At 36.6% G+C, this 19128-nt stretch carries 16 protein-coding genes and 1 riboswitch; of the genes, 11 read left to right on the top strand and 5 right to left on the bottom strand.

Annotated elements, in window-relative coordinates; translation table 11 throughout:
- The first annotated feature begins 11 nt into the window (after nt 1–11).
- The 4 genes from BCELL_RS20880 (at nt 12) to BCELL_RS20865 (ending at nt 6310) form a co-directional block, all read left to right on the top strand.
- On the top strand, nt 12–2675 hold the full coding sequence (locus tag BCELL_RS20880) for an EAL domain-containing protein (protein ID WP_041808465.1): 2664 nt from the start codon (nt 12–14) through the stop codon (nt 2673–2675).
- Between the two features lie 30 nt (nt 2676–2705).
- The gene (locus tag BCELL_RS20875) at nt 2706–4022 is read left to right on the top strand and encodes an ABC transporter substrate-binding protein (protein WP_013490784.1); all 1317 of its coding nucleotides are present in this window, start codon (nt 2706–2708) and stop codon (nt 4020–4022) included.
- Nucleotides 4023–4150: 128 nt separating this feature from the next.
- Nucleotides 4151–5347 carry a class I SAM-dependent rRNA methyltransferase gene (locus BCELL_RS20870; RefSeq protein ID WP_013490783.1) on the top strand — a complete coding sequence of 399 codons (1197 nt, stop codon included), beginning with the start codon at nt 4151–4153 and terminating at the stop codon, nt 5345–5347.
- A 63-nt stretch (nt 5348–5410) separates the two neighbouring features.
- Entirely contained in the window at nt 5411–6310 is a 900-nt protein-coding gene (locus BCELL_RS20865; RefSeq protein ID WP_013490782.1) for an SDR family oxidoreductase, read from the top strand.
- 248 nt (nt 6311–6558) lie between these two features.
- Here the strand turns inward: BCELL_RS20865 and BCELL_RS20860 are convergent, their stop codons facing one another.
- Genes BCELL_RS20860 through tenA form a run of 4 tightly spaced genes read right to left on the bottom strand, consistent with a single transcriptional unit; the run spans nt 6559 to nt 9718 of the window.
- A complete protein-coding gene (locus BCELL_RS20860; protein WP_013490781.1) occupies nt 6559–7542 on the bottom strand; it encodes an ABC transporter substrate-binding protein in 984 nt (327 codons plus the stop codon).
- 1 nt (nt 7543) lies between these two features.
- Entirely contained in the window at nt 7544–8293 is a 750-nt protein-coding gene (locus BCELL_RS20855; RefSeq protein ID WP_013490780.1) for an ABC transporter permease, read from the bottom strand.
- Nucleotides 8290–9051: an ABC transporter ATP-binding protein gene (locus BCELL_RS20850; protein WP_013490779.1), complete on the bottom strand. Its 762-nt coding sequence runs from the start codon at nt 9049–9051 to the stop codon at nt 8290–8292. Before BCELL_RS20850 ends, BCELL_RS20855 begins: the two co-directional genes overlap by 4 nt.
- Nucleotides 9044–9718 carry a thiaminase II gene (tenA, locus tag BCELL_RS20845; protein WP_013490778.1) on the bottom strand — a complete coding sequence of 225 codons (675 nt, stop codon included), beginning with the start codon at nt 9716–9718 and terminating at the stop codon, nt 9044–9046. The genes BCELL_RS20850 and tenA overlap by 8 nt, the downstream gene beginning before the upstream one ends.
- A 152-nt stretch (nt 9719–9870) precedes the next feature.
- Nucleotides 9871–9973, bottom strand: a riboswitch (TPP riboswitch).
- 297 nt (nt 9974–10270) lie between these two features.
- On the opposite strand from tenA, the gene BCELL_RS22830 reads away from it, so the two are divergent.
- A complete protein-coding gene (locus BCELL_RS22830; RefSeq protein WP_013490777.1) occupies nt 10271–10441 on the top strand; it encodes a hypothetical protein in 171 nt (56 codons plus the stop codon).
- 133 nt (nt 10442–10574) lie between these two features.
- Here the strand turns inward: BCELL_RS22830 and BCELL_RS20840 are convergent, their stop codons facing one another.
- Nucleotides 10575–10754: an H-type small acid-soluble spore protein gene (locus BCELL_RS20840; protein WP_013490776.1), complete on the bottom strand. Its 180-nt coding sequence runs from the start codon at nt 10752–10754 to the stop codon at nt 10575–10577.
- Nucleotides 10755–11191: 437 nt separating this feature from the next.
- Between BCELL_RS20840 and BCELL_RS20835 the strand changes: the two genes are divergently transcribed.
- From BCELL_RS20835 to BCELL_RS20810, 6 genes are all read left to right on the top strand, one after another.
- Complete coding sequence (locus BCELL_RS20835; protein WP_013490775.1) at nt 11192–12583, top strand: VanZ family protein; 1392 nt, start codon at nt 11192–11194, stop codon at nt 12581–12583.
- Between the two features lie 789 nt (nt 12584–13372).
- A complete protein-coding gene (locus tag BCELL_RS21875; RefSeq protein ID WP_049786664.1) occupies nt 13373–13876 on the top strand; it encodes a GNAT family N-acetyltransferase in 504 nt (167 codons plus the stop codon).
- Nucleotides 13877–13896: 20 nt separating this feature from the next.
- The gene (locus BCELL_RS20825; protein ID WP_013490773.1) at nt 13897–15435 is read left to right on the top strand and encodes an ABC transporter substrate-binding protein; all 1539 of its coding nucleotides are present in this window, start codon (nt 13897–13899) and stop codon (nt 15433–15435) included.
- A 12-nt stretch (nt 15436–15447) separates the two neighbouring features.
- Nucleotides 15448–16419, top strand: coding sequence for an ABC transporter permease (locus BCELL_RS20820; RefSeq protein WP_013490772.1), 972 nt, complete (start codon nt 15448–15450; stop codon nt 16417–16419).
- Nucleotides 16412–17239 carry an ABC transporter permease gene (locus BCELL_RS20815; RefSeq protein WP_013490771.1) on the top strand — a complete coding sequence of 276 codons (828 nt, stop codon included), beginning with the start codon at nt 16412–16414 and terminating at the stop codon, nt 17237–17239. Before BCELL_RS20820 ends, BCELL_RS20815 begins: the two co-directional genes overlap by 8 nt.
- 21 nt (nt 17240–17260) lie before the next feature.
- Nucleotides 17261–18790 carry an ABC transporter ATP-binding protein gene (locus BCELL_RS20810; protein ID WP_041809256.1) on the top strand — a complete coding sequence of 510 codons (1530 nt, stop codon included), beginning with the start codon at nt 17261–17263 and terminating at the stop codon, nt 18788–18790.
- Nucleotides 18791–19128 lie beyond the last annotated feature (338 nt).

The raw sequence follows: 19128 nt of genomic DNA, 5'->3' as shown, positions 1-19128 counted from the left end.
GTGGAGGAGGAATGATGTTGAAGCAAGAAAAGGCAAAAAATCTAGTGTTCAGTAAGTCGTTTAAGTATGTAATTGTATTTCTCCTTCTCTCTTTCAGCGCACTCATAACTAAATTATTCGATCTTCCCTTAGTTTTTGGCATGACGGTGAGCTTTGCTAGTTTATTTTTATTATTAATTGTCAGGTTGTTCAGCCTTGTTAAAGCGACAGCAATCGCTATCGTCATATTTATTATAGGATTCCTCTTTTATGAGTTACATATAACTGAGATTACGATGATACTAGAAGTCTTTTTCATTGGGGTTATTTTATTATTTAGACGAAAAAGCAGTATGGTTTTAATGGTTGGTCTCTTTTGGCTTATAATTGGAGTGCCATTAACGGCGATGATGTACAGCAGCTACTATCCTGAATTTACTGGTACATTACTGTATGTGCATTTGGCAATTCTTATCTTAAGCGGTGTTTGTAATGCATTAATAGCTGATATGATACTCGCTTATACACCATTAGAAAGATGGATAAAGGGCAGTAAAAAACAATACATTAGCTCACAGCATTTAATACTACACATCATCATTGTTGCTATCACCTTTCCATTTTTAATTAATTTTGCAATAAATAGCATTAGTGCGTATGAGTCATCTATTAGAAGCACTTCTCATTTATTGAGTAACAATGCTCGAAGTATTGAGAGTGAAATTAAGCAATGGAATACGAAAGACATGATGAAATTGTCTTTATTTGATACCGTGAAGCAAAGTCAATTAAGTAGCTTGCTAGAACGAAACATACAGGATGAAATATATAATGTCGTGGTAACAAATGAAAAAAATATCATATTATCGTCAACGAATGAACAATTTCATATGAGAGACTATTTTGATTGGTTTTCAGAATATGATGTTTACTATTTATCAGAACGCTATTATCAGAAACTACCAGCTAATCAAAATGAGCAGCCAAGCATTATGAATTGGAATAAAGGTAGCTTTATTTACGAAAGGCCTATTGAAGGGCTTCCACTAACAATATATGTAGAAATGCCATTGTCTTATCAGCAAGAGCGAATTTTTACCGACTTTTTGGATCAATTTAGATTCTTACTTATATTTGCCTTAGTTGCATTATTAATGTCAAGGGTGATCAATAGGAATTTGGTTAGTACTTTAAACCAACTTACATTAACAACGACAGGATTACCTAATAAAATTGGTGACAATGAAACGATTGATTGGCCACAAAGTAACGTGAAGGAAATTGATTTATTAATAGAAAACTTTAAATATACGTCAACGAAGCTGAAACAAATGTTTCAAAGAACAAACAATATGAATAAGGAGCTAGAAGAGCAAGCGGGGATGCTGCAAAAATCAGAGGAAAAGCTACAAAAATTAGCGTACTACGATATGTTAACAGGCCTCCCAAATAGACAGCATTTTCAAAAGTATTTAGAAAGCTTACTACAGTCTGAGGCAAACAAAAAAGCACCAACAATCGCTGTCATGTTTGTTGATTTAAATCAGTTTAAACAAATCAACGACACGTTAGGCCATAAAGTTGGTGATGAACTATTGAAGCTTGTATCCAACAAGTTGATGAAATTAGAGAAAGAGAAGATAAAAGTGTTTAGGCTAGGCGGAGACGAATTTGTCATTGTGTTAACTGAGGCTGATAAGAAAGAGGTAAAAAGATTCGGTGGGAAATTGCAAAGATTGTTTGCTGAACCAATCATTCTTAATAACATGTCCCTTTATGTAACAGCAAGTTTCGGTGTTAGTATGTACCCGAAAGATGGGGATACTTTGGATAGACTTGTTAGGTTTGCTGACATGGCCATGTACAATGCGAAAGAAAAAGGAAGAAATTATATACAATTTTTCGATCAATCGATGAAGGCTGACTTCTCAGAAAGAATGATGATTAACAATGGATTACGAGAAGCATTAGAGCGGAATCAATTTGAGCTTCATTACCAGCCGAAGGTAAATGCAAAAACGGATGAAATGTCTGGAATGGAAGCTTTAATGCGTTGGCACCATCCAGAGTTAGGGAATGTTAGCCCTGGAAAGTTTATTCCAATTGCAGAAGAATCTGGCCTTATTTTAAAAATAGATGAATGGGGCTTATTGCAAGCTTGTAAACAGAATAAACAATGGCAAGATGCAGGCTTGAAAAAAGTACCAGTAGCGGTAAACATCTCGGCAAAGCATTTTTATCATGGCTATTTAAGTGAAATGGTAAAAAGAGCATTAACAATATCGGGACTAGAAGCGCAGTATTTACAAATAGAAATAACGGAAAGCGTATTTATTAAAAAAATGGATGATGTTATTCATACACTTAATGGATTGCAAGAAATGGGTGTAAAAGTATCCATTGATGATTTTGGTAATGGCTTCTCTTCATTAAATCAGTTGTTAAAATTGCCGATTTCTGAGGTGAAACTAGATAGAGAGTTTATAAGGAACATAGGAGAAAATGAAAAACAAGCATCGATGGTAAAAGTGATCATTGAACTAGCGCATAGTCTCCAGTTAAATGTCGTTGGTGAAGGGGTCGAAACAGAAGATGAGCTAGCACTTTTACAGCAGTACCATTGTGATGAGCTGCAAGGCTTCTTATTTAGTAAGCCAGTGCAGGCGAGTGAATTAAAACAATTATTACAACGTTAAGGGATTTCCAAATAGGAAGGAGGACATGGAGTGAAAGCACACTATTTATTTTTTGTTATATTTATATTTTTAGCTGCCTGTCACGGTCAACCAATCGAAATGGAAATTCCTATACATGCTGATGAAGGATATGAGCAAACGGAAGTAAATAATGATGAGCGTATACAATTAGAAGTTTGGTCCTACTATCATGATGGATGGGAAGAGACTTTTCAAGATTATCAAGAGGAGCATCCTAACATAGAATTTTCAATCACTACCTTTGAATACGATGATTATTATGAGGCCTATTTTAACGCAATAGCAACTGGGGATGTACCAGACATCATGGTCATTGATTCTCCTTATTTAGCTTCTTTTAAATCAATGGATGGATTTGAAAATTTACTGGATGAACCATATCTTGCAGGTCAGCATAAGCACAATTTCCCAGAAGCACTCTGGGAGGTGTCTTTATCACTAGATGGTGAGTCCCTACTTGCGATGCCATTTAACACGTCGCCTTTAGTAACTTATTATCGCGCTGATATTATGGAGGATTATGGTTTTCCGTCTGAACCTGATGAACTAGCCGAGTACATGGAGGAACCAGAAAATTGGTTTTTAATAGGTGAGACGCTACGAAGAGATGATAAATGGATACTACAATGGCCGATAGAAGTAATTAGATTGTATGAATCGACTCGAGGATTTTATAATAATGAGATGAAACTTGTTAGAGATGATGGTGAATTTATTCAAGCTGTTAATCATGCACAACACGTAAAGGATAATGGTATGTTTCCTGGGTTAGATATTTACGGATGGAATGGGCGTGAAGCGATAAGAAATGATGAATATGTCATGATCTACTTAGGGACATGGGGAGCTGACTATATTAAACAAATTGCACCTGAACAAGAAGGGAAATGGCGAGTAACGAGGCTGCCTTTCAACCTTTATGGCTGGACAAACAGTGTGAACTTAGCTATTCCAGAAGCAAGCACGAATAAACTAGCTGCTTGGGATTTTGTTGAATACTATACGACAGAGCGAATGATGGGTGGCTTAATAGACTCTGTACCAGCTTATATTCCTGCTAGAGGTAATGAAGAGGTACTTTCATTTGAAAACCCATTTTTCGGAGGCCAATTAACACAGCAGTTATACGAGGATATGATGTCCAAAACGGAGGAAAGCTTTTTAACGCCGCTAGATTTTAAAACTCAACACATTTGGGATAACACGATTTATGATGCGTTAGAATTAGGGCTACGTCCGCGTCAAATATTAGATGCTTTAACTGAGAATATTGAATACGAATTAGCAGAAGATATGGAAATATTAAGGGGAAGCGTAACAAAATAATAAATACGCTATGCATAAAAACTTTCATTAGTGTCAGAAGAGCTAATGAAAGTTTTTTTGAGTTGACAATGTTTTTTTATCTATGTGTTATGCGTATAATGGGACTAGCAACGAGCAAAGGTGGAACAATGATGACTGAATTAAGAGTAACTTTAAAAAGTAAGTTTACAAACAAATATAAACGTGGCTATCCACTATTAACGAAAGACGTGCTTCAGCATGATAACGCTCAACTTGAAGAAGGTGCTTTGCTGCGGGTATTTGATGAAGGAAATCAGTTTATAGGTAAAGCATATTACGGGCTACAAAATAAAGGCGTCGGTTGGATGATCAGTGATAACGAAAACGAAAAAATTGATGAGGCATTCTTTAAAAACAAAATGAGTAGTGCATTCAATCATAGAAAATTGTTTTTTAAAGATACAAGTACGACAGCATTTCGAGTGTTTAATGGTGAAGGTGATGGACTCGGAGGATTAACGATCGATTACTTTGATGGCTTTTATTTAATTCAATGGTATAACGAAGGAATTTATTCCTTTAAGGATCAGAATATTTCTGCTTTAACGGAGCTCGTGACGTACAAAGGGATTTATCAAAAGAAACGGTTTGATAAAAAAGGCCAGTATATAGAGGATGATGATTTTATTACAGGAGAACGAGGAGCGTTTCCGATATTTGTAAAGGAAAACGACGTCAATATCGCTGTCCATTTAAATGATGGGGCAATGGTAGGGGTTTTCCTAGACCAACGTGAAGTGAGAAAGCGAATAAGAGATACATATGCATCTGGAAAAACGGTTTTAAATACGTTCTCGTATACTGGGGTATTCTCTGTGTTTGCAGCATTAGGAGGCGCATTATCAACAACGAGCGTTGACCTAGCAAACCGTAGTAAGCCGAAAACGATCGAGCAATTCAGTTGTAACGGAATTGATTATGAAGCGCAACACATCATCGTGCAAGATGTATTCAACTTCTTTAAATTCGCGGTGAAAAAAGAGTTGAAGTATGATTTAGTCATATTAGATCCGCCTAGCTTCGCGAGGTCAAAAAAGCACACCTTTAGTGCTGCTAAAGATTATAAAGATTTATTAAAGGATGCCATTTCGGTTACAGAAAAAAACGGTGTCATTGTCGCCTCAACAAATGCGAGTAACTTTGATATGAAAAAGTTTAAAGGGTTTATAGAAAAGGCTTTTAAAGAATCGAATAAGGCCTATCACATTTTGGAGGAGTTTACATTACCTGCTGATTTTAAAACAATTCCAGCATATAAGGAAGGGAACTATTTAAAGGTACTTTTTATAAAAAAGAGAGATTAGAAACACTTTGGGCAAGCGCTAGGAATAGGCTATATCGTAAAAAGCGTGAGGAGGTTACGACACTTGTATCCACAATACCCTTATTACGATAAAGAAGTAGAATGTGAAGAACAGCCTATCTCCTTTCCACCACAGCATCAAAATGAGCATCCAGGTAAAGAGTTTCCAATGATACCAAGGCCAATTTCAGAAAATCCTTACTATATGCCAGCAAATAAGTTGAAAAATAAAGTTGCGATTATAACTGGTGGAGATAGCGGTATTGGGAGAGCCACAGCGATTGCCTTTGCAAAAGAAGGGGCTAATATTGCTTTTGCTTATTTCAATGAGCATGAAGACGCACATGAAACGAAAGCGAGAGTCGAAGAGCTAGGAAGTGAATGTTTAGCGATACCGTGTGATTTGACGAGTGAACAGGCAGCAATTGCGTTTGTATCTCAGACGCTCCACTATTTTAACAAAATCGATATTGTTGTCAACAACATAGCAGTTCAGTATGTACAGGAGTCTTTATTAGATATTACGAGTGAACAACTAGAACATACTTTTAAAACAAACATTTTCTCCTTTTTTTACGTAACAAAAGCGGCACTACCGTATTTGAAAAACGGAGCATCCATTATAAACAATGCATCAGTGACCGCATATAAAGGACACGAAAAGCTCATCGATTACGCTAGTACACAAGGAGCAGTCGTTACCTTTACCCGATCATTAGCTAAATCGTTAGTAAAGGATGGTATTCGGGTCAACGGTGTTGCACCTGGTCCTATTTGGACGCCACTCATCCCATCATCCTTTTCTGCAGATGACGTGAAAAAGTTTGGCACTAATACACCGATGAAACGTGCAGGCCAGCCATTCGAATTAGCACCGACATTTGTCTACTTAGCATCAGATGATTCTAGTTATGTAACAGGTCAGGTGTTACATGTAAATGGAGGAGAAAGTGTAGGATCGTAAAAGAGGTTGACTCAAAAGGTCGATTTTACCTTTGGAGTCAACCATACCTTTTGGGACACCCTCTTAGAAACAGTAAAGAAAAGATGCCACATGTCTTTAAAGTAGTAGTGAGTGCTCTTCTCGCTACTACGCGTGGCATCTTTTCCACCGCCAAATTTATACATTATCTTTTAATAAAACGTAAAAACACCTTCACGAAGCAGTTATTAACGTTTTTTCTTTAAAGCGGTAAAGAACGACCTTCGTCCTTACTCTACAATATTAACAAAAATATCATCAATAGAAGGTGCCTCATCAATTAAACCAAATTCGAGCATCCAATCGATCGTTTCTTGCCAAGAAGCACTATCTTGACTTCCGAAACCGTTTGAAGATTGCATTTTTGGTAGTAATATATGCAAGCTTTCCTCTTCTACTTCTTCAATTAATGGGAAGTTTGCTTCATCCTCGTTACTAAACAAAACAGCTAAAGCCTCGTCGGGGTTAGTTACAGTAAATTCATAGCCTTTTGTTGCCGCACGCCAAAACGCTTTAATTGTTTCTTGCTCCTCTTCCCACGTTTGATCATTTGTAACGAAAACGAGCTCATAAAAGCTTGGTACGCCGTAATCAACGGGATTAAAATAGCGTGTTTCATTTCCTTGGTAACGTAAAACGGGAACTTCATGGTTAATGTAAGCGCCAGTGACCGCATCGACTTGCCCAGATACAACAGAGGATCCAAGCTCGAAGCCAACATCAACTAACTGAACATTTTCATAACTTCCACCGTCGTTTTCGACCATCGTTTTAATTAACGCTTCATTTAATGGAATACCAGGATAACCAACTTGCTTACCTTCAAGGTCTCTAGGTGTTTGAATATCACTATCCTCTAAAAAGATCGTATGATTTAAAGGTGAACGGACAATAGCGCTAATCGCTTTTACAGGAACGTCCTGATTAGCACGAGCAGTTACAACGTCAGGCTGATAAGTAATACCGAGCGTAATTTGCCCTGCAGCAGCGAGATTAATAGGGTCAGTTGGATTTGCCGGGAATTGGATGTTGACATTTAACCCTTCCTCTTCAAAATAGCCGTTTTCCTGGGCTACATATAAATAACTGTGTACGGCATTTGGATACCAGTCAAGCATGATGTCAATTTCCGTTAATTCGTCATTGTCGCTGCCACATGCAGTGATAGTAAAAATACATACAGAACAAAATAGTGCGATTAAAAGCTTTTTCATTTTATTTTTTCCTCCATTTTAATGTTACTTTTTCTAGTAGTACGACGAGTAAAACGAGTGTAATACCGATTAATGATAATAATAAAATCGGTGCAAATACACCAGCCCCGTCAAATTGCGTCATCATCCTCCGACTAAAGTAGCCTAAGCCTGCTTGTGCACCTAACCATTCTCCGATAGCAGCCCCAATAACGCTTAACGTCACCGCCACCTTTAAGCCAGAGTAAAAATGAGGTAATGCTGATGGAATATCAAGCTTGAAAAAAATATCCCTTTTTCGTGCCCCCATCGTAAGGAGCAAATCTTTTAAATCTTTATTACTAGATTTGAGTCCATCGTACGTATTTACCGTAATAGGAAAAAACGTAATTAATAACGTGACAGCAACTTTACTCCAAATCGAATAGCCGAACCAAAGCACGAATATTGGGGCAAGTGCAATAACAGGTATCGTTTGAGAAGAGATAATAATAGGATAAAGTGCCTTCTCTAACGTTTTACTCACATTCATCAATACCGCTAATCCTACTCCAAGAAAAATGGATAAAGATAAACCTGTTAAAATAACAGTGAGCGTAGCTGGCATATGGACGAGTAATAAACTACCTCTTAACTCCCAGAGACGAACAATAATTTGTGTAGGAGAAGGTAAAATAAAAGCCATGCCTATCGCCTTTGCGCTAATCTCCCAGGCAATGAGTACAATCAAAACAATCACTGTCGGTGCAATAAAATCCTTCCAATTTTTCATAGCTTTACCCTCGAACGAAGCTGATCAATTAATGCTTCTTTTAGTTCAATCACTTGTGGTTGATGAATATCCCGAATGTCTCTAGGACGGGAGAGCGGGACAGTCACTTCTTGTAAGCGAGTAACCGGCGTTTCGGTAAAAACGTAGATTCTATCAGATAAAAATAACGCTTCATCTACGTCATGAGTAATAAATAATACGGTAGATTTTGCCTTTTCCCATTTCTCTAACAACCATTCCTGCATCGATAATTTTGTAATTGCATCAAGAGAACTAAACGGCTCATCTAATAAAAGAATGTTTGAGCCAGAAAGCACGCTTCGTAAAAAAGATACTCTTTGTCTCATACCGCCAGATAATTCACTAGGAAATTTATTTTCAACTTCTTTTAGACCGAACTCAACTAGCAGTTTTCTAGCTTGTTCGTGAGCTTCATGCTTTTTTAACCCTTTAATTTCTAGTGGAAGTGCTGCGTTCTCTAAAATAGTACGCCATGGCATGAGCAAGTCTTGTTGCGGCATATAACCAACTTGACCGAGCCTATTTTCTACAACTCGCTCATTGATCAATACCTCACCATTTGATGGTTGTTCAAGCCCGGTAATTATCTTGAATAATGTACTTTTTCCAGAACCACTTGGACCAATAATACTTACGAATTCACCATCATTGACAGTGAAATGCAAGTTCTCTAATATGCTTTGCTCCGAGTTGTAGTAAAATGAAACATCGTGGAACTGAAGCGTCTTCTTACTCATCTGTCGGCCACATTTGCTTATTCCAGGACATATCCCAGAACATATATTCAAAACGAGTTGTATTTAAAAAGATTTCTTCAAGCTTTGCTAACTCGTCCTCTGTTTTTCCTTCCGTTAGTTCATCAAGTAAATTGATAGTCCATTCGGCTAACTGACCGAATTCCTCGGAGCTATACATTTGGATCCACTCGCCATAAAACTCATGCTCACTTGCACCAGGAATTTCATTTAATTCTTTACCAATTTCCCAGTAGCTCCACATACAAGGAAGCAAGGCTGTTACGAGGTCTGCAAGTGTACCGTTTTGTCCAACATGTAGCATGTAATGCGTGTATGCTAAAGTTGTCGGTGCTGGAGCAGCTTGCTCAAATTCCTCAGGCGTAATTCCAAACTTTTTCCCGTACTCTCTGTGTAGTGACATTTCTTCATTTAATGTTGAATCTAACAAGTTAGCAAATTTGCCCATTGTTTCTACATCCTTCGCTTTAACAGCACCAATCGCGAAAAGCTTTGCATAGTCAATGAGGTAAAGATAATCTTGAATCATAAAAAAACGAAACTTTTCTTTATCAAGCGTGCCGTCACCAATTCCTTGAACGAAAGGATGTGCATGGTTTTTACGCCAAATAGGCTGAAGCTTTTTGTGTAAACGTTCGCTAAATTTCATCTCGTACCACTCCTCATTTTTAATAAGTGTTACTGTCATATTCATACCACTTTGAAAACTAAGAGAAGAAATAAAAAAGCCACTTCTATTAGAAGAAGCGGCTTTGCTAACAATGTAAGAGACATATACGATGGCTGCAGTCGTATATTAATCATTGAAAAACACTTCTTCCCTACGCTAGTTCGAACTAGATCAGGTTATAAGGGTTAAGACTTATTTGTCTCTCTCAGCTATGTAGCACCCCTAGTAGTGAAAATATGAAGTTTATTCTGAAATATTTTATAACTCGTTAATAGTTGTATCATATAACTATAAGGACTTCAACCAAAACTATTTATTTAGAGTTCCTTCTATAGTCTTATATCATCATACTGGGAAATCGATTGTGGTAATGTTTATGGAGAATAAAATGCAATTATCATTTGTTTTGCTAAAATTTCTTTGTTTTAATAAGTATTTTCAATAAGCAAAATGTGTGCGATACTCGAATCAACAATAAATATCATGTTGAAGAAACGACTTCTGAAAAATGAACAACGTAGGGAGGGGAAAATGATACAATTCGTTTTATTGTTTAGTTCCTTTTTATTTATCGTTTTTTTAATATTGAGCATGGATCCAAGAATAAAACAAATGACCAAATTGTTCTATGTTTTTGTATTTCTTAGTGGAATTAATTTTTCAATACTTATTTATACGATTATGATTATTTTAACTATGTAAAGAAAGATGCATGAAACTTCTCCAAGAAAGTGTACCTTTGCGGTGGAAATGATGCCACGTGTAGTAGCAAGAAGAGCACTCACTATTATTTTAAAGACATGTGGCATCATTTATTCGCCGCTTTTAGTTTTTCTTATCCTTCTGTAAGTCCTTGTACATCTACATCTTGTTCATTTTCCATTTCATCTAAAGGAAAAATGCGGGCTTTGCCACTATTAGCATCTACTTCCTTAATATAAACTGGAATCCCATGATAAGAAACATTAATCATAGCAGGTGATTCGATGATTTCTTGTGCTCTTTGTGTGTCCATATTAGTCCCTCCTCATATAAAGTTACGTCAATATATTTTTTGAAGAAGGTTTATTATCTATACAGTAAAGATTTATAAATATAAAGCACGGGACGGTTCGTTGCTTCCATTGAATTTATTAGGGAACGTCCCTCTGCATCTCTATTAAAAGTCCAATATTGAGCATTTTTGTAGAAGAAAATAACAGAATGAGGGTTCCTCAGGTTTATGTAGGATTAAATAATAATGGAGGTTTCAATTTAATTGATTAAGAAATCAATTATTTTAGGAAAAAACAAACTATTTAAACTTTGGTTTCGTCTATATAAAGGGAAGGATTTGAAAAAATACCGGTTGATATAGGAATTTAATTCAAAAAAGAATCGTGCAAAACAAGCAGAGATTTATTAATCGAAATAATCGAAGCATATCTATTTTGTTGTCAGAGGGAGAAGGTAATGAGAATACAAGAAATTATGGGTATTTTGAGAGAGTATTTTTTACTAGCATTACTAGCATTAATTGTTTTAGGTATTATTATCTTTATAGGGTATTTCATTGTATATCGGAAACTTTTTAAGGGAAAGAAAGGTATTCCAATAAATAAATTATTTTTTGGAGGATTATTTATTGGTTATATCATCATGGTTATAGGAGTAACATTCTTGAATAGAGGTCCTAGTTTTCAAGGTGGGATGAATTTATCTCTTTTCAGTACATATAAAGAAGCTTGGCATAACTTTAGTATAAGGCATTGGCAGTTCGTCATATTAAACATCATTATGTTTGTGCCGTTTGGCATCCTTTTTCCACTATTACATTCACGATTTCAACGAGCAATTTGGGCAATTGGAGCTGCATTGTTATTTACCATATCCATTGAAAGTATCCAGTTAGTGACGGCATACGGTAATTTTGTCCTTGATGATTTATTTAACAATCTACTAGGGGCAATCATTGGATATGGCATCATTATAGGACTCATCACCTTAAAATCAAAGGGAATAATACATTCAGTGAAGTATTTTACCCCTTTATTTCTAGTAGTAATTTCATTTGTAAGTATTTTTACATACTATCATTTCAAGGAATTTGGAAATTTATCCATTGTACCTCTTTATAAGGCTAATATGTCGGAAGCGAAAATCACTGTTGATAAGGATCTGAACGATAATGGAACAGAAGTGTCAATTTATAAAGCACCTTCTTATACAAAGACAGCTGCTGATGAGTTTGTGGTAGATTTTTTTGAAAAAAAGAATGTGGATTCATCTAACATGGATGTTATTTACTATCAGCATGAAGGAGTTTATTGGATAAGAGAGGGAAGTTCTCATAATATATGGTTCAATTTCTTAGATGGAAGTTACAGTTATTCAGATTTTTCATATTTTGATGAAGATATAGAGCTCAAAGATGTAGATGAAGAAATCCTGTTGGAAAACTTAATACAACTTGGCATACATATACCTCAAGACGCATCTTTTCAAAAAAATGATACTGGAAGCTATGAGTGGATTGTAGATAAAAAGCTAATAGAAAATCAACTAATAGATGGTAATTTAGGGGTTAGTTATTACAACGATGATACAGTCAAAGTAATTGATAACCAATTAATAACATATGAAAAAGTAAGGGATGTACAAATAAAAAGTGAACAAGAAGCATACAAAGAAATTTTAGAAGGTAATTTTCAACATTACTCTGAAAATAAAATGATAGAAAGCATCCATATCCACAGAGTAGAGTTAACCTATCGTTTAGATTCCAAAGGATATTATCAGCCTGTTTATGCATTTTATAGTACAGTAAATGGAATAGAGCATATAATCCTAATTCCAGCAATGTAGAAAGTTATAAATCTACATCAGGAAGTGATGGGAAACTGAAGTGGCGTACTTAAACATACGGGTTGCGTTAACAACATATAAACTAGCCTTTAGTTGAACAAAGACAATCATTTAAATGACTTTATGCTGCACAGTACAACCTTACTCGTAATACACATCCATTAAGAGATAATTACTTTAAAAGTAATTGTCTCTTTCCTATTTAAAGGCTGATATTCAAGAAAAAAATTGTTCATACTTAGATGGTCTTTTTGGTGATTAGGTAATCCTTAGTCACTACATTGGCGCGTTCTTAATTGTGTAATATTTCACAATCTTTATTGTATCTAAAAGTAAATATTTACTGATTGCTTTTAATATTTAGAATTTTTACTCTTTACGCTTGACAAATAAATAATATAATATAAAGTGAAGTTTAAATCGTAATTATTACGATTTGATCAATCTATATTAATATGTTGATAGACAATTTTCAGTTGTTAGAGTACGGAGGTGATGGTTGAAAAAAATAAATATACTAGAACTTACTAATATGCTATTCCGCCCATGGTGGTCAGGTTATTTCCAAAAAAGATATGTTGGTGTCAATGTTCTTCGTATCCTACTAGTAATAGCACTATTTTCCTTGGAAGCTATTATTATGGGATAACTATCTGGCAAAACTGCAATGTATGCATGTAAAACCTACGGCTAATTACGATTCTATTTGTACTTATAAATAGTAGGAAATTAATCTTAATAACTGAAGGTGAAAATAAGATTTGTTAGGAAAGACTGGTGAAAACAAGAATGAAAGACTATACCATCCAGCTAGCAACTGAAGATAAACGAGAAGAGATATCAAATTTTGTAATAACGATGTTAGAGGAATTATATCCAACTGGTGCTTTCAATCCTAATCCAACTGATCTAGTAAAGTTTAATACTATCTATTTAAATCGTCCCATTGCTAGTTTCTATATAGCCCTAAACCACTCTAGGCAAATAGTAGGTACTGCAGCTATACGCCCCTACGATGATCGGTTTTCCTTTTTAGGAGATTTGAAATTGGTTCACCCTGTTTGTGAAATGACAAGGTTTTATGTGGAGGCTTCTTATAGGGGAATAGGAATTGGGAAAGAACTTTATGCTTTAACGGAAAATTACGCTTTTGCCACAGGGTATAAGACATCTTATTTACATACCTCGAAGTATTTACCTGGAGGTTATCATTTTTGGAAGTCCAGAGGGTATGAGGAAAATGTTTGGGAAGACGATCAAATCGTCCATATGTGTAAAAGAATTTATGAATAATATGAGGAGTGAATAGAAACATGTTGAAAAAAATATATTTAGTTATTGCATTCATAGTTATTGTTAGTATCGTTTCAGCATGCAATAGTACGACTTCAAAAGAGGATAGTGCTGAATTGGTCATTGCAGCACGTGAAATCGCTGCAAGTTTTGATCCTGTAGAGCCACTCACCTCAAGCTATTTAAGAGGCATCGGTGCTGCAGAAGCTCTTTTTTATGTGAATGCCGATGGAGAAGTAGAGCCATATTTAGCGGAATCCGCAGTAGAAGTAAACCCAACCACTTGGGAAATTAAATTACGACAGGACATTTATTTTTGGAGTGGTAAAAAGGTAGATGCGACTGCTGTCATTGCATCTCTAGAACGTTCGAGAGAAAAAGATTTGCAAGCCCTACCTTTTTTGGAGGAGTTATCTTTTAGTCAATTAGATGAGTACACCATTCAGGTAACAACGAACCGAAAGCATATGTCTGTGCCTTTAAATCTATCTTACTATCAAACGGTTATTCATAATGCAGAAGCAGCATTTGATTCCATAGATACGATGGATTTTACAGGAATGTATAAAGTGGTTGAATTTAGTCCTAATCAAAAAATGGTGTTGGAGGTTAACGAAGATTATTGGGGGAAGAAGCCGACAATTCAGCGTGTCACATTTGAGGAAATTAGTGACGAACAAACAAGGGTACTTTCAGCCTTAAGTGGGCAAAGTCATATCGCTTTAAACGTTGGCGTAACGAGCCTTAGTCAGTTTGAGAATAACAGTGATGTTAGAACATTAGCTACTCCTGTAGCGAACACGCAAACCATATACTTGAATTTAAATAAACCTCAATTCCAAGATGTACGCGTAAGGCAGGCACTAGCGTGGGCTTTAAATCGGGAAGAACTCGTTACACTTGCTGCTGAAGGACAAAGTATTCCAGTAACAACCTGGTTAAGTTCGAATCCAGTTTTCTCAGAAGCAAAAAGTGCTGTATATGAACAATTCGATATAAATAAAGCTGCTACACTTTTAGACGAAGCGGGGTGGGAGCTTGAATCAGACGGTCTCCGCTACAAGGATGGTAATCTGTTAACACTACGTTTAATGACATGGGGAGGAGATAAAGCGTTAGGAGAAGCAATACAAAATCAATGGACCCAAATTGGCGTTAAGGCAGATGTCCAGCACGGGGATTATAGTCTAATCCAAGCAGCCCGCGAGACAGGTGATTGGGATGCTTCCATAGAAGCATGGAGTACCTTTGGGGATATTTACGCATTGATGCTTGGCCAATTTTCACCTGATGGAAGTGCCAATTATGGAGGTTATAACGATAAGGAAACAAACGAATTACTCGCTCAATTGTCAGAAGCAACAGACGATGAAGCACGCTATCAGCTTGCCCTTAAAATAAATGAACGTGTGGCTAGCCAAGCTCCAGGAATCTATTTATTTCCACGACCAGAAATTACGGCTATAAGCAATGAGCTGTCAGGGTTTGAACTTCATTTTAGACAATTTGAAAACATCGTTAATCCTAATATGTCCTTAGATGGAGTATCAAAGGAGTAGGGTGTGTGATACATGCTTAAAATAATTTTACGAAGAGGCTGCGAAGCACTACTCACCTTGTTCTGTTCTACATTACTTATTTTTGTTTTAATACAGTTATCTCCAGGTGACCCAATAAAAATATATCTTGGTCATCAGCCAGAGCTTGCCATGAAAAACACAGAGGCCTATGAGGAACGAGTAGCTGAGCTGCAAAAAGAGCTTGGTCTTGATCAGCCTGTAATGCTACAGTACGTAAGCTGGATAAAAAGGGTACTAACCTTGGACCTTGGAAACTCGATTCATACTGGAAGACCTGTCAGTATTGAAATTGCTGAACGGCTGCCTGCTACGATTCTTCTTGCCATCGCTGCCATCACCATTCAAGTAATGATAGGTCTATACTTTGGAATTATTTCTGCACGAAAAGCGGGAACAGCAACAGATAATATAGTGAGGATATTTTGTGTCTTCTTTGCTTCCATTCCTGTCTTTGTAGTAGGGTTGCTCCTCCTTTATGTCTTTGCTGTTTCCTTCAGGGTATTTGATATAAACAGTTCAGTCAGCTTACAAAGGCTTTGGCTTCCTGCGATTACATTGGGACTAATAGGGTCTCCACAATTAGTTCGATTAATAAGAGCGAACCTTCTTTCTGAATTTGGTCAGACATATGTCCTATCTGTTATCTCAAGAGGGTTAGATAAAAAAAGAGTGGTAAGGCATGCCCTCCGCAATGTCTTACTACCTATTATTACGATTGCGGGCCTCTCATTTATATCTTTAATTAGCGGAGCTGTCGTAATTGAGAGCATTTTCTCTTGGCCGGGCATCGGAAAATATGCGCTAGACAGCATCCTGTTGAAGGATTATCCCGTCATTCAAGGCTATGCTTTTATCATGGTATCGCTGGTGATTCTTATCAATTTACTAGTTGATGTAGCCTATGTAATCATCGATCCTCGTATACGCAATAGAGGGAAGGAAGGTGTAGAATCCTGTGCCTAATGCAAAGCACTCTATTAGTCTTATTTCTGGTATATTTCTGCTAGCTATTCTAACCATTCTTATTATAGGGGCACCATGGATTGCTCCACATGATCCTTTACAGCAAAATCCTTCAGAGCGACTAGAGAAGCCAAGTCTGACCTATCCCTTTGGAACAGATCGTTTTGGAAGAGATGTTCTATCAAGGACTCTCCATGGGGGACAAACTACACTTCTTTCAACGCTAATAGCCCTTAGTTCTGCGATTATGATTGGAATAATCGTCGGATTATTAGCAGGGATATATAAAGGTACGATAATTGATATCTTTTTCATGCGGATCATGGATGTTTTGCTAGCTTTTCCCTTTATGGTACTTGCTATCGTTATTGCCGGGTTATTTGGCACAAGTTTTTTCCATCTAATGATAGCGGTCATTTCTGTATGGTGGGTTACGTTTGCCCGTTTAACGAGAAGTGTTGTATTACAAGCGAAAACTAGCACTTCTTATGCAGCAGCAAAAATACTAGGTGCTAAAGATAGTGTACTAATCTGTAAAGAGTTGCTTCCGAAAGTAATGAGTCCGGTGTTGATCCTGGCTACCTTTGAGCTTGGTAGTCTTATCTTAGCTATCTCCGCACTTTCTTTTCTTGGGTTAGGTGCACAACCACCCGTGGCTGAATGGGGGAGTATGTTGGCAGATGGGCGAGATCATTTTTTCCAAGCTCCATATATTCTTTTAGGTCCAGCAACATTTATTTTCCTAACCGTATTATCCTTTAATCTGATTGGAGAAGGATTACGAGATAGACTAGACCCATATGAAAGATCCGAACTATAGGAGAGATGTTAAGTGAAAAATATGAGCAAACACATCCTACATCTTCAAAATTTAAAGGTAGTCTATAATCAAAATGAAAATTTTGTGCCTGTTATCAAGGATTTTTCAATTGAACTTAAAAAAGGAGAGGTGGTAGCCCTTCTTGGAGAAAGTGGGGCAGGAAAATCTACTATTGGTAAGGCTTTAACTGGTTTGCTACCACCTTCAGCACAGGTTGGAAGTGGTACTCTAAATTTATATCCAGGTCTTTCATTTCAGCTTTCTAGTAAAAAAGAGGATTGGAAGTTTATTAGAGGAAGAAAGATTGCTATGCTTTTTCAGGATGCGCAGCTTGCATTAAATCCTGTGCTAAAAATCAAGGATAACTTTAAGGAATTACTGCTCTATCATGGACTAGTACCAGAGCAAGACATTTTTACTTTTAGCAGTAAACTGCTAAGTAAGCTCCATTTCTCTGATCCAGTGCGTGTTCTAGAATCGTATCCATTTCAGATTAGTGGTGGCATGTGTCAAAGAGTTTGTCTGGCTCTTGCTCTATGTCTTGAGCCTCATCTCCTCATTGCTGATGAGCCTACATCTGCATTAGATGATGACTGTCAGAAAGAGGTTCTAGATGTGATTAAACAGATGAATCAGGAACTAGGCTTGACAGTTTTACTAATTACTCATGATATAGAAGTGGCTCATGCTCTAGCTGACAGAGTTGTTGTCTTACATAAGGGAGCCATTGAGGAAGAGGGACCTGCTCGAACAGTCCTCTCTACACCAAAGTCATCTTACACGAACCGATTGCTTTCTTCTCGGTTTGTTAAATCTAGGCACAAAAGCACTAAGCTAGAGCCTTCTACTGAGCCGATTTTAGACATTATTAAGCTTGAGAAAAGCTATAGCAAAAGCCAGCCTGTCATAAAAGATGTAAACCTATCTGTGTACAGAAAAGAAATAGTTGGAATAACAGGGCCAAGCGGATGTGGCAAATCCACACTGGCGAAATGCATCACAGGATTAGAAACACCTCATGGAGGAAACATCCTGTATCGAGGGAAGGAAATAACAGGATTAAAAGGAAAGCAAAAACGAGAGATATGTAAGCACATTCAGCTGGTTTTTCAAGATGCAAGAGCATGCCTTCACCCAGCACGAACTGCTTTACAGCTCGTTCAAGAACCACTTCATTATTTGAATATTGGTTTGAAAAGGGAGTGTTCTATTAAAGCGAAAATATATCTTGAACATGTGGGAATAAGGGATGATACTCAATTGAGAAGACCTCCACAGCTAAGTACAGGGCAATGCCAGCGAATTGCACTAGCAAGAGCTTTAGTATTGGAGCCTGAGATCCTTATTTGTGATGAGGCGGTATCTGCCCTAGACACACATATTCAAGTGCAAATATTAGAATTGCTTCATCATCTTCATTATCAATTGGATATCTCCATTATCATGATTTCACATAACAAGAAAATACTTGAGTCCTTCTGTGATCGAGTGGCTATAATGAACAATGGAGCAATAAAAGAATATATGAATAGTAATTATTCAATTAAATAGTATACATTCCTATATCTATTCTTAAATTTCATATTAATTTATTTATTGTTAATAGAGGATAATGCTATCAAAGTTACGATCACCGACGGAAAAGAGTTTATATTCAAACGTTTTGTAATGTAATTCATAGTCTTGTCTAATGCCATTTAGTAATAATTCAGCTAACACTAAAGTTCTTATTTGTTCAATATTAACTTAAAAAAACGTTCCGTTAATCATGTTAGAGGCGGAAACGTTACGTCAAAAGTAAGTATATTTTGAAGAATAATTACTAACAAAAGAAAGCCGGTTGATACGTAGTACAATGATACTATCCAGAAAAAAATAACTACCATAAT

This window comes from Evansella cellulosilytica DSM 2522 (genome assembly GCF_000177235.2).
In the GTDB taxonomy this organism is placed as follows: domain Bacteria; phylum Bacillota; class Bacilli; order Bacillales; family Salisediminibacteriaceae; genus Evansella; species Evansella cellulosilytica.
This window is presented reverse-complemented; position numbering and strand designations above follow the sequence as displayed.